9 protein-coding genes are annotated in these 11,439 nt (G+C 68.6%); 8 read left to right on the top strand and 1 reads right to left on the bottom strand.

Annotation, left to right across the window (positions count from 1 at the left end):
- Positions 1–20: 20 nt before the first annotated feature.
- Together clpS and clpA are read left to right on the top strand one after the other, a co-directional pair.
- Positions 21–389 (top strand): ATP-dependent Clp protease adapter ClpS, encoded by a 369-nt coding sequence (gene clpS / locus AC1RCS_RS15860; protein ID WP_029414237.1) that lies wholly within the window; start codon positions 21–23, stop codon positions 387–389.
- A gap of 57 nt (positions 390–446) precedes the next feature.
- Positions 447–2,795: an ATP-dependent Clp protease ATP-binding subunit ClpA gene (gene clpA / locus AC1RCS_RS15855; RefSeq protein ID WP_492245346.1), complete on the top strand. Its 2,349-nt coding sequence runs from the start codon at positions 447–449 to the stop codon at positions 2,793–2,795.
- Between the two features lie 151 nt (positions 2,796–2,946).
- Here the strand turns inward: clpA and AC1RCS_RS15850 are convergent, their stop codons facing one another.
- Positions 2,947–4,326 carry a lytic murein transglycosylase gene (locus AC1RCS_RS15850; RefSeq protein ID WP_492245345.1) on the bottom strand — a complete coding sequence of 460 codons (1,380 nt, stop codon included), beginning with the start codon at positions 4,324–4,326 and terminating at the stop codon, positions 2,947–2,949.
- Positions 4,327–4,539: 213 nt separating this feature from the next.
- On the opposite strand from AC1RCS_RS15850, the gene sbcB reads away from it, so the two are divergent.
- From sbcB to AC1RCS_RS15820, 6 genes are all read left to right on the top strand, one after another.
- Complete coding sequence (gene sbcB, locus AC1RCS_RS15845) at positions 4,540–5,985, top strand: exodeoxyribonuclease I (RefSeq protein WP_492245344.1); 1,446 nt, start codon at positions 4,540–4,542, stop codon at positions 5,983–5,985.
- A gap of 141 nt (positions 5,986–6,126) precedes the next feature.
- Positions 6,127–7,374, top strand: coding sequence for a cystathionine gamma-synthase family protein (locus tag AC1RCS_RS15840; RefSeq protein ID WP_492245343.1), 1,248 nt, complete (start codon positions 6,127–6,129; stop codon positions 7,372–7,374).
- 29 nt (positions 7,375–7,403) lie between these two features.
- Entirely contained in the window at positions 7,404–8,723 is a 1,320-nt protein-coding gene (locus AC1RCS_RS15835) for a protein kinase domain-containing protein (RefSeq protein ID WP_218341140.1), read from the top strand.
- 378 nt (positions 8,724–9,101) lie between these two features.
- Positions 9,102–9,593, top strand: coding sequence for a DUF2753 family protein (locus AC1RCS_RS15830; protein ID WP_218341142.1), 492 nt, complete (start codon positions 9,102–9,104; stop codon positions 9,591–9,593).
- Positions 9,594–9,686: 93 nt separating this feature from the next.
- The gene (locus tag AC1RCS_RS15825; protein WP_218341143.1) at positions 9,687–10,310 is read left to right on the top strand and encodes a superoxide dismutase; all 624 of its coding nucleotides are present in this window, start codon (positions 9,687–9,689) and stop codon (positions 10,308–10,310) included.
- A gap of 70 nt (positions 10,311–10,380) precedes the next feature.
- Positions 10,381–11,325 (top strand): ZIP family metal transporter, encoded by a 945-nt coding sequence (locus tag AC1RCS_RS15820; RefSeq protein ID WP_492245342.1) that lies wholly within the window; start codon positions 10,381–10,383, stop codon positions 11,323–11,325.
- Positions 11,326–11,439: the final 114 nt, after the last annotated feature.

Genomic DNA, 11,439 nt, shown 5'->3' with positions numbered 1-11,439 from the left:
ACCCCGCGCGGATCGCTAGAATGATTTTCATGGCAACAAAACCACCTTCACCCCCCACCGCGCCGCCCGTGACCCGGCCAGCGCGGGATGATGGCGGTTCGGTCGTGCTCGAAAGACGCACACAAAAGACCCAGCCGCCCCAGATGTACCAGGTGGTCATGCTCAATGACGACTACACCCCCATGGAGTTCGTCATCGTGGTGCTGCAGGAGTTTTTCAGCAAGGACCGCGAGCAAGCCACCCAGATCATGTTGAAGATCCACCTCGATGGCAAAGGCGTCTGCGGCGTTTACTCCCGCGATGTGGCTGCCACCAAGGTGGAACAAGTGCTTGACGCCGCCCTCAAGGCGGGCCACCCACTGCAATGTGTCAGTGAGCCTGTTGAATAACAGGTTTTTGATCCCGATCTACAGTTATCCCTTCCACGCAAGCACAAAGGAGTTCACATGATTGCCCAGGAACTGGAAGTCAGCTTGCACATGGCCTTTGTTGAGGCCCGTCAGCAGCGCCACGAGTTCATCACCGTGGAGCATCTGTTGCTTGCATTGCTCGATAACCCCAGCGCAGCGGAGGTGCTGCGCGCTTGTTCTGCCAACGTCGATGATCTGCGTTCATCGCTGGCGAACTTCATCAAAGACAACACGCCCCAGGTGGCTGGCACCGACGAGGTGGACACGCAACCCACGCTGGGCTTCCAGCGTGTGATCCAGCGCGCCATCATGCACGTGCAGTCCACGGGCAATGGCAAGAAGGAAGTCACGGGCGCCAACGTGCTCGTGGCCATCTTCGGCGAGAAGGATTCCCATGCCGTGTACTACCTGCACCAGCAGGGCGTGACGCGGCTGGACGTGGTCAATTTCATCGCCCACGGCATCAAGAAGGGCGAGCCGCCAGAGCCCGCCAAGGCGGAAAACCAGGCCGAAGGCGAAGAGGGCGGTGGCTCCGAGCGCAACGAGAAGGCCTCGCCGCTGGAGCAGTTCACCCAGAACCTGAACCAGGCCGCCAAGGAAGGCAAGATCGATCCGCTGATCGGGCGCCACTACGAGGTGGAGCGCACGATCCAGATCCTGTGCCGCCGCCGCAAGAACAACCCGCTGCTGGTGGGCGAAGCCGGCGTGGGCAAGACCGCGATCGCCGAGGGCCTGGCCTGGCGCATCACGCAGAACGACGTGCCGGAGATCCTGGCGGAGGCCACCGTGTACTCGCTCGACATGGGCGCGTTGCTGGCGGGCACCAAGTACCGGGGTGACTTCGAACAGCGCCTCAAGGGCGTGCTCAAGTCGCTCAAGGACAAGCCCAATGCAATCTTGTTCATTGACGAGATCCACACGCTGATCGGTGCGGGCGCCGCGTCGGGTGGCACGCTGGATGCCTCGAACCTGCTCAAGCCGGCGCTTTCGAGCGGCCAGCTCAAGTGCATCGGCGCGACGACCTTCACGGAATACCGCGGCATCTTTGAAAAAGACGCCGCGCTGTCGCGCCGCTTCCAGAAGGTGGACGTGGTGGAGCCCAGCGTGGCCGAAACCATCGACATCCTGAAGGGCCTGAAGTCGCGCTTCGAAGAGCACCACAGCGTGAAGTACGCCGCTGCAGCGTTGCAGGCCGCCGCCGAGCTGAGCGCCAAGTACATCAACGACCGCCACCTGCCCGACAAGGCCATCGACGTGATCGACGAGGCGGGCGCCGCGCAGCGCATCATGGTGCCGAGCAAGCGCAAGAAGACCATCGGCAAGGCCGAGATCGAGGAGATCGTCGCCAAGATCGCGCGCATTCCGCCGGCCAACGTCTCCAACGACGACCGCGGCAAGCTGCAGACGCTGGAGCGTGACTTGAAGAGCGTGGTGTTCGGCCAGGACAAGGCCCTGGAAGTGCTGGCCAGCGCGGTCAAGATGGCGCGTTCGGGCCTGGGCAAGGGCGACAAGCCCATCGGCTCGTTCCTGTTCAGCGGCCCCACGGGCGTGGGCAAGACCGAGGCGGCCAAGCAGCTGGCCTACATCATGGGCATCGAGCTGATCCGCTTCGACATGTCGGAGTACATGGAGCGCCATGCCGTGAGCCGCCTGATCGGCGCGCCTCCAGGTTATGTCGGTTTCGACCAAGGTGGTCTGCTGACGGAAGCCATCACGAAGAAGCCGCACGCGGTGCTGCTGCTCGACGAGATCGAGAAGGCGCACCCGGACATCTTCAACGTGCTGCTGCAGGTCATGGACCATGGCACGCTGACGGACAACAACGGCCGCAAGGCCGACTTCCGCAACGTGCTCATCATCATGACCACGAACGCCGGCGCCGAGACCATGAACAAGGCGACGATCGGCTTCACCAACCCGCGCCAGGCGGGCGACGAGATGGGCGACATCAAGCGCCTGTTCACGCCCGAGTTCCGCAACCGGCTGGATGCCATCGTCAACTTCAAGGCGCTCGACGAGCAGATCATCCTGCGCGTGGTGGACAAGTTCCTGCTGCAACTGGAAACGCAGCTGGCGGAGAAGAAGGTGGAAGTCACTTTCACCGACGCCCTGCGCAAGCACCTGGCCAAGAAGGGTTTCGATCCGCTCATGGGTGCGCGGCCGATGCAGCGCCTGATCCAGGACACCATCCGCCGTGCGCTGGCCGACGAGCTGCTCTTCGGCCGCCTGACGGAAGGGGGTCGCCTGACGGTCGACATCGAGCTCAAGACCGACGACAAGGGCGTGGAAACGTCCGAGGTGCTGCTGGACATCCAGCCCTTGCCCAAGAAGGAGCGCTCGGCCAAGTCCGAACCTGCCGAGCCGGAAGAGGCCACGGCGGACTGACACGCGGCGGCGCGGCCGCCCTGGCCGCGTGCGTGCCGGCCAGGTAAAAGCCCACGGTGTATGCCGTGGGCTTTTTTTTGGCCGGATTCGCGGAAGCTTGCGCTTTTCGCGCTGTCCGTGGGGGCGTGCAGCCGGGCGGGGCCCTGCGGGGTCAGGGCGCCTGCAGGCGCTGCAGCATTTCCAGGGTGGGATAGCCGTCCGCCACGCTGCCGGTGCTGCGCTGGAAGGCGCGCAGCCCTGCGCGGGTGGCGGGGCCCATCACGCCGTCCGGGGTGCCGGCCGCGAAGCCCTTGCGGTTCAGTGCCTCCTGCAGGGCCTGCAGCTGGGTGCGCGACAGGGGCTCCAGGTCGCGTGGCCAGGGCGCGGCGATGGGGCCGCCCCCGCCGATCTGCCGGGACAACAGTGCGACCGCCAGGGCGTAGTTGACGGAGTTGTTGTAGCGAAGAATCGCCCGGAAGTTCGCCCCCACCAGAAAGGCGGGCCCGCGCGCTCCGGCAGGGGTCGCGATGGAGGCCGCACCCAGGGGGGGCAGCGGCTGGCCCCCTGGCGCGCGCACGCCCTCGGCCTCCCATTGCGCGCTGGTCTGGCGCACCGCCGGGTCCGCGCGCGTGTGGTCGAAGGCCGCCGGCAACTGGACCTCGGCGCCCCAGGGCTCGCCGGGTTGCCAGCCCGAGCGGGACAGGAAGTGGGCGGTGGATGCCACCACGTCCGGGATGCTGCCCCAGATGTCGCGGTGTCCGTCGCCGTCGGCATCCACGGCATAGGCCAGGAAGACGGAAGGAAGGAACTGCGTGTGCCCCATGGCGCCGGCCCAGGAACCCAGCATGCGCTCCGCCGGGATGTCGCCCTGGTCCGCGATGCGCAGCGCCGCGAGCAGCTCCGCCTGGGCCCAGGTGCGCCGGCGCCCTTCGTAGGCCAGCGTGGACAGCGCGTCCACGGTGCGAAACGTGCCGAAATTGCTGCCGTAGTTGCTCTCCATGCCCCAGATCGCCGTGATGAGGGTGGCCGGCACGCCGTAGCGGGCGGCGGCCGCCTCGAGCGCGGCGCTGTGTTCGGCCAGCTTGACCTGGCCCTGGGCGATGCGCTGCGGGGAGACCGCGTTGTCGAGGTAGGACCACGGCGTGCGGGTGAATTCGGGCTGCGCGCGGTCCAGTTCCACCACGCGGGGCTGCCATTGCGCCTGGCCCAGCACGCTGCGCACCGTGCCGGGCTGGATGCCGGCCTCCAGGGCCTGCGCGGAAAAGGCGGCGCGCCAGGCGGCGAAGCCCGCTGCGTGGTCCACCATGTCGGCGGCGGGGCCGCCGGGGGAGGATGCGGGGGTGTCCGGGCCGGTTGCAGCGGGGGGCGCCACGCGGGCGGCTGCCGCCTGCGGCGCCGTCCCTGTGCTAGGGCGGTGGGAGGGGGACGGGGCGGCGGCGCAACCCGCCAGCGCCAGGGCGGCCGCCCAGGCCGCCAGCGGGAGCCGGAGTGGGGACGCGAGGGAGATAGGGTGCCGCAAGAACGGGAAAGGTGCTCGGTGGGTGCTGTGCATGCGCCATTGTCCCGTGCCGCAGCGCGGGAGCCGGGCCACAGGTGTATCACGGCGTGAAGCGGCCGTGGAAGCTGTGGCCTTCGATTACTACTATTTTGATAGCTGCCAGCGCTTGAACGGTATGCGCTGCGGGCTAAAAATGCCTGCAAATCAGGTTACAGTTCGCTGTTTCCCCTGCCTTGTTCCCGTCCCGCCCCTGTTTGCCCACCGACCATGGCCCCCCACACCTTCCTCTGGCACGACTACGAAACCTTTGGTGCCAACACGCGCCGCGACCGGCCCGCGCAGTTCGCGGCCATCCGCACCGATGCCGAGCTCAATGAAATCGGCGAGCCGCTGATGTTCTATTGCCAGCCGGCCAGCGACTACCTGCCGGATCCGCAGTCCTGCCTCATCACCGGCATCACGCCGCAGCTGTGCCTGGAAAGAGGCGTGCCCGAGCACCAGTTCGCTGCCCGCATCGAGGCCGAATTCGCGCAGCCCGGCACCATCGGCGTGGGCTACAACACCATCCGCTTCGACGACGAGATCACGCGCTTCATGTTCTGGCGCAACCTCATCGATCCGTACGCGCGCGAATGGCAGAACCAGTGCGGGCGGTGGGACCTGCTGGACGTGGTGCGCATGACGTACGCGCTGCGGCCCGACGGCATCCAGTGGCCCCGGAAGGAGGACGGCTCGCCGAGTTTCAAGCTCGAGCATCTCTCGAAGGCCAACGGCCTGGTGCACGAGGCGGCGCACGATGCGCTGTCGGACGTGCGCGCCACCATTGCGCTGGCGCGGCTCATCCGCGAGCGCAACGCCAAGCTCTTCGACTTCGCGCTCTCGCTGCACAAGAAGGACCGCGTGGCCACCGAGCTTCGCCTGCCCGCCACCGCCATCACGGCCCGGCCGTTCCTGCACGTCTCGGGCATGTTCCCGGCCGAGCGCGGGTGCCTGGCCGTGATGTGGCCGCTGGCCAGCCATCCCACCAACAAGAACGAACTCATCGCCTGGGATCTCTCCCAGGATCCGGCGGCCCTCGCCACCATGGGGGCCGACGAGATCCGCCTGCGCATGTTCAGCAAGGCCGACGCGCTACCCGACGGCGTGACGCGCCTGCCGGTCAAGACCATCCACCTCAACAAGTCGCCCATGGTGGTGGGCAACGTGAACACGCTCACGCCCGCGCTGGCCCAGCGCTGGGGCATCGACCTGGCCCAGGCCGCCCAGCATGCCGAGGTGGCACGCGGCCTGCCCGACATGAGCGGCATCTGGCCCGCCGTGTTCGCCCGCCCGCCCGAGGCTGCGCCCGATGTGGACCAGGACCTGTACGGCGGCTTCGTCGGCAACAACGACCGCCGGCTGCTCAACGACCTGCGCACTATGAGCGGCGAGAAGCTGGCCCGCTCCCGCGCCGCGTTCGACGACCCGCGCCTGGCCGAGCTGCTGTGGCGCTACCGGGCGCGCAACTTCCCCGCTACGCTGTCGCCTGAAGAAGCGCAGCAGTGGGAGGCGCACCGCGCAGCCTGCTTGTTCGACGGGCAGGGCGGGGCACGCACGGTGGAGCAGCTGTTCACCGAAATCGACACGCTGTCGGAGACCGCCGAAGACGACCGCACGCAGGACATCCTGGGGGCCCTGTACGATTACGCGGAGCACATCGCGCCGGAGCGGTGACTCCCCCTGAGGCGCTGCGCGCCTTCCCCCTGAGGGGGACGCACCCGGTGGCCTGGCGGAGCCAGTTCCACGGGTGCGCTGGTATGGGGGCGCGCCGGTTTTTGGGCGCCAGTGCCTTTCACATAGACATCGCTTCTTGTTATGACGACACCGCAGACCAACCATTTCACGACCGAGATCCTGCACGCCGACCGCCAGGGCGGCGCGGAGCATGGGGCCATCCACAAGGCGATCCACACCTCCGTGCAGTACGGCTACGACAAGGTCGAGGACCTGATCGCCGTGTTCCAGGGCACCGCCAAGGGCGGCTTCAACTACGCGCGGCAGGGCACGCCCACCACGGCGGCGCTGGAGGCCAAGATCACCCAGATGGAAAAAGGGCAGGGCACCATCGTGTTCGCCACGGGCATGGCGGGCATCTGCGCGATCTTTCTCACGCTGCTCAAGGCGGGCGACCACCTGGTGGCCAGCCAGTTCGTGTTTGGCAACACCAACAGCGTGTTCGGCACGCTGGCCGACCTGGGCATCGAGGTGACCCTGGTGGACGTGACGGACGCAGCCCACGTGGCCGCCGCGGTGCGGCCCAACACCCGCATGGTGTTTGTCGAGACCATCGCCAACCCCGGCACGCAGGTCCCCGACCTGGACGGCGTGGGCACGGTCTGCCGCGAGCGCGGCCTGCTGTACGTGGTGGACAACACCGTGGCGTCGCCCTACCTGTTTCGCGCGTCCACGGTGGGCGCGGGGCTGGTGCTCAACTCGCTCACCAAGAGCATCGGCGGGCAGGGTGCGGCGCTGGGCGGCGCGGTGACCGACACCGGCCTGTTCGACTGGAGCACGTACCCCAACATCTTCGCCCCCTACCGCAAGGGCGACGCCAAGGGCTGGGGCCTTCAGCAACTGCGCAAGAAGGGCCTGCGCGACATGGGGGCCACGCTGTCTTCCCACGCCGCGCACCAGATCGCGCTGGGCGCTGAAACCCTGTCGCTGCGCATGGACCGCACCAGCGCCACGGCCCTGGCCCTGGCGCAATGGCTGGAGCAGCACCCGGCGGTCTCGCGCGTGCTGTACCCCGGCCTGCCGTCGCACCCCCAGTACGCGTTTGCCCAGAAGCACCTCAAGGCCGGTTCGTGGCTGCTGTCGTTCGAGCTGCGCGACCCCGGGCAGTGCCTGCCCGTGTGCAACCGGCTGCAGCTGCCGATCAAGGCCACGGGCCTGGCGGACACGCGCACGCTCATCATCCCGGTGGCCCACACCATCTTTTGGGAGGCCGGCCCGGCCGTGCGCGCCGCCATGGACATCGCCGACAGCATGATCCGGCTGTCGGTCGGGCTGGAAGAGGTGGAAGACCTGCTCGCGGACTTCGAGCAGGCCCTGGCCGGCTGCTGAGGCGGCACCCCGCAACCTGTCAGCGCGCCATGGCCACCACCACCTCGGCCCCGCCCGCCAGCATTGGCAAGTACCGCATCGAGCGCGAGCTGGGCCGGGGCGCCAGCGGCATCGTGTTCCTGGGGCTGGACGGTTTTCGGGGCCGCAAGGTGGCCATCAAGCAGACCCACGCGCACCTGCTCAGGCAGCCCGAGCAGGCCGAGCGCTACCGCAAGCTGCTGCGCAACGAGGCCGCCTTGTCCGGCCGCCTGCGCCACCCCAACATCGTGCGCCTGCTCGATGCGGACGAAGAGGCGCTGCCGCCGTACCTGGTGCTCGAATACGTCGACGGACAGCCCCTGTCGGCGTTTGCGACGCCCGACGCGCTGCTGCCCGTGCCCCAGGTGCTGGACATCGCGTTCAAGTGCTGCAACGCGCTCGAATACGCCTACCGCGAGGGCCTGGTGCACCGCGACATCAAGCCCGCCAACCTGATGCTGGCCCAGGGCGGCGACGTCAAGCTCACCGACTTCGGCGCGGCGCTGTCGCTGCGCAGCGATGCCACGCAGCTGTCGGGCCTGGTGGGCTCGCCGTCGTACATGTCGCCCGAACAGGTGCGCGAGCAGGACCTCACCCACCACAGCGACATGTTCTCGCTGGCCGTGGTGGTGTACGAACTGCTCACCGGCCGCCGCCCCTTCGACGGCGACACGGATTTCGCGACCCTCTACAAGATCGGCAACGAAGCCCCCACGCCGCCCAGCCTGCTGCGCGCCTCGCTGCCCGGCCATGTGGACGACGTGCTGCTGCGCGCCCTGGCCAAGCAGCCCGCAGACCGCTTTGCCACCTGGCAGGATTTCGCCCAGGCCCTGCTCGCCGCCCACCAGGGCCTGCCGCGCCAGCGCTCGCAGGACACCGAGGCCGAACGCTTCGCGCGCCTGCGCGCACTGCCGTTCTTCGCCGACTTCCACGACGTGGCGCTGTGGGAGCTGATGCGCCTGGGCAGCTGGCGCCGGCTGGAGCGGGGCACCGTGCTCATGCGCGAGAACACGCCTGGCGACTCCTTCTGCATCCTCATCGAGGGGCAGGTGGCCGTGAGCCGCCAGGGTTGGACCCTCAGCACCCTGGGCCCGGGCGTCACCCTGGGCGAGATGACCTACCTGCGCCCGGAGAACAGGAAGCGCACCGCCACCGCCGTGGCAGAGACCGAGGTGCTGGTGCTCAAGGTGCGCAACCCGGCGCTGCGCGGAGCGTCGGAAGACCTGCAGTCGCACTTCGACAAGGCGTTCATCAAGCTGCTGGTGGGGCGGCTGATCGCCACCAGCGAGCAGCTGGCGGAGTGGGAACAGGGCCTGAGCGGGCCGGAGTGAGGCCGCCGCTCATCGCACCGCTGGTTCCCGCGCCGCGCGGCGCCGGCTCCACCCGGCGCCCGCTGCCGCCACGCGCCAGCGGCAGGCGCGCAAAAGGGACCGGGGTCGAAGCAGCAGGGGCGAAAAATGCATGGCAAACAGTGGTGGAACGATGGAGGGGGCCGGGCGGTGTCTCTGACGGCACCACGGCGGTGACGGGTTGAGCGTAGGCGGAGTGCGGGCGGCGAATTGACTGGCTATCCCGCCGGCCTTTGACCCGGCGTTTCCGGGATGGCGTCCCATCTCGACAATATGAATGAGAATCAGTATCATTTAAATGCCTGAGTACGCCACACCCGTCCACCGCAAAAGGCTTGTCCCTCTTCAAGGAGCATTGCCATGGACACCGGCGTACACACCAACTCCCACCAGAGCGCAGCCGTGCACCACGCGCCCGCCACGCTGGCGCGGTGGCAGCATGCCGTGCAGCGCGCACGGGCAGCGCAGCAGACGGGCCAATGGCGCATGGCGACCGCCTATCAGCACCAGGCCCTCGCGTTGTCGCTGCGGCTGCTGGAGCACACGCCGCCACCGGGGCGCGAGGACGACTGCGTGGCGGCGGTCGTGGTCTCGCACCTCAATGTGGCCGACCTGCAGGTGCAGGCGGGCGCCGTGGACGACGCCACCCAGATCCTGTGCCGCGCCCATGCCGTGCTGCTGGGCCTGATGGCCGATGCGCGCCACGGCGCGGGCCTGCAGCAGGCCGCGTGGCGCCACAGCCGCGAAACCCATGCCGCCTTGCTGCGCCATGTGCAGGCCCATGGCGCGCACCCGTCCGTCACGCAGGCCCTGGCCTCGGCCCATTTGGCCCACGGCCCGGGGCCGCACTGAAGGGCGTGCCGCTTCCTGGCCGTGGGGTGCCATGGCCCGAAAGACGACGCGCTCCGGCCTTTTTATCCACTCCGTTTCCGATCCAAGGACACCATGCCCCATACCTTGCCCGCCTTGCCCTATGCCTATGACGCGCTCGAGCCCCACATCGATGCCCGCACGATGGAGATCCACCACACCCGGCACCACCAGACCTACATCAACAACCTGAACGCCGCGCTGGAAGGCACGCCGCACGCCCACCTGCCCATCGATGAGCTGGTGGCGCGGCTGGTGCTGCTGCCCGAGAACCTGCAGGGCCCGGTCCGCAACAACGGCGGCGGCCATGCCAACCACAGCCTCTTCTGGAGCGTGATGTCGCCCCGGGGCGGCGGCCAGCCCCAGGGAGAGCTGGCGCGGGCCATCGATACGGATCTGGGCGGGTTCGGCGCCTTCAAGGAGGCCTTCACCAAGGCCGCGCTCACGCGCTTTGGCAGCGGCTGGGCCTGGCTTTGCGTGACCAAGGCGGGCCAGCTGGTGGTGGAAAGCACGGGCAACCAGGACAGCCCGCTCATGGCGGGCCCGATGTCGGGCCACACGCCCGTGCTGGGGCTTGATGTGTGGGAACACGCCTATTACCTGCAGTACCAGAACCGGCGTCCCGAATACATCGCCGCGTTCTACAACGTCATCGACTGGGCCGAGGTGGCCCGCCGCCATGCGCTTGCCCGGGCCTGACGGGCCATCGCGCCCGCTCCACCACCCGCATTCTGAAAACCGCCCCTCGACAACAACCCCAGGAGCCGCCATGCAGACCCCGCCCGCTTCCACCCCCACGGTTCTCGAACCGCTGGCGCGTTCCGCCTCGGCGGCCCGCCGCGTCGCCACCCTGCGTGGGCGGCAGTGGCTCGGGCTGGGCATCGTGCTGCTTGGCATCGTGGCGGGCTCGGCGCAGGCATGGGCCTGGATCGCCGGCCAGCCGGTGGTGCTGGGTGCGCTCTGGGCCGGCCTGGCGGCAGCGCTGGCCACGGCGCTGGGCACCGCGCCGGTGCTGCTCTCGCAGCGCCTTTCCGAGCGCACGCAGGACACGCTGTTCGGCTTCGGCGCGGGCGTGATGCTCGCCGCCTGCTCGTTCTCGCTCATCATCCCCGGCATCCAGGCGGCACGCGCGGGCGGCGCCGGTGCCTGGGCGGCCGGGGGCACGGTGGGGGCGGCCATCCTGCTGGGCGCGCTGGTGCTGCTGATGATGGAGCGGCTGCTGCCGCACGAGCACTTCATCAAGGGCGTGGAGGGCGGGCAGGCCTCGCGCACGCTGCGGCGCACGTGGCTGTTCGTCTTCGCCATCGGGCTGCACAACCTGCCCGAGGGGCTGGCGATCGGGGTGGCCTACGCGGGCGGCGATGCCCTGCGCGCCAGCGCCCTGGCCACCGGCATCGCGATCCAGGACGTGCCCGAGGGCCTGGTGGTGGCCGTGGCGCTGCTCGCCGCGGGCTACCGGCGCTTGCTGGCCGTGGGGCTCGGGATGGCCTCCGGGCTGGTGGAGCCCGTGGGCGCCGTGCTGGGAGCCGCCGTGGTCAGCTACTCCGCAAGCCTGCTGCCCTGGGGGCTGGGTTTCGCGGCCGGGGCCATGCTGTTCGTGATCAGCCACGAAATCATCCCCGAGTCGCACCGCAAGGGCCACGAGGCCTGGGCCACCGGCGGCCTGATGCTGGGCTTCGTGATCATGATGCTGCTGGATACGGCGCTGGGGTGAATTTTGCTATCGAATTAATAGCTTTCAGCGCTTTCCTGTCAAGGGGGAGGTGCCGATTTGATCCGTAGTGCAGGGAATGCAGGACTGGCACCGCCCCCGCTGCCTCCGCCCGGC

This window comes from Acidovorax sp. GW823-FHT01C06 (genome assembly GCF_058798375.1).
The sequence above is the reverse complement of the archived record's forward strand: the minus strand, read 5'-3'. Positions and strand labels throughout refer to the sequence as shown.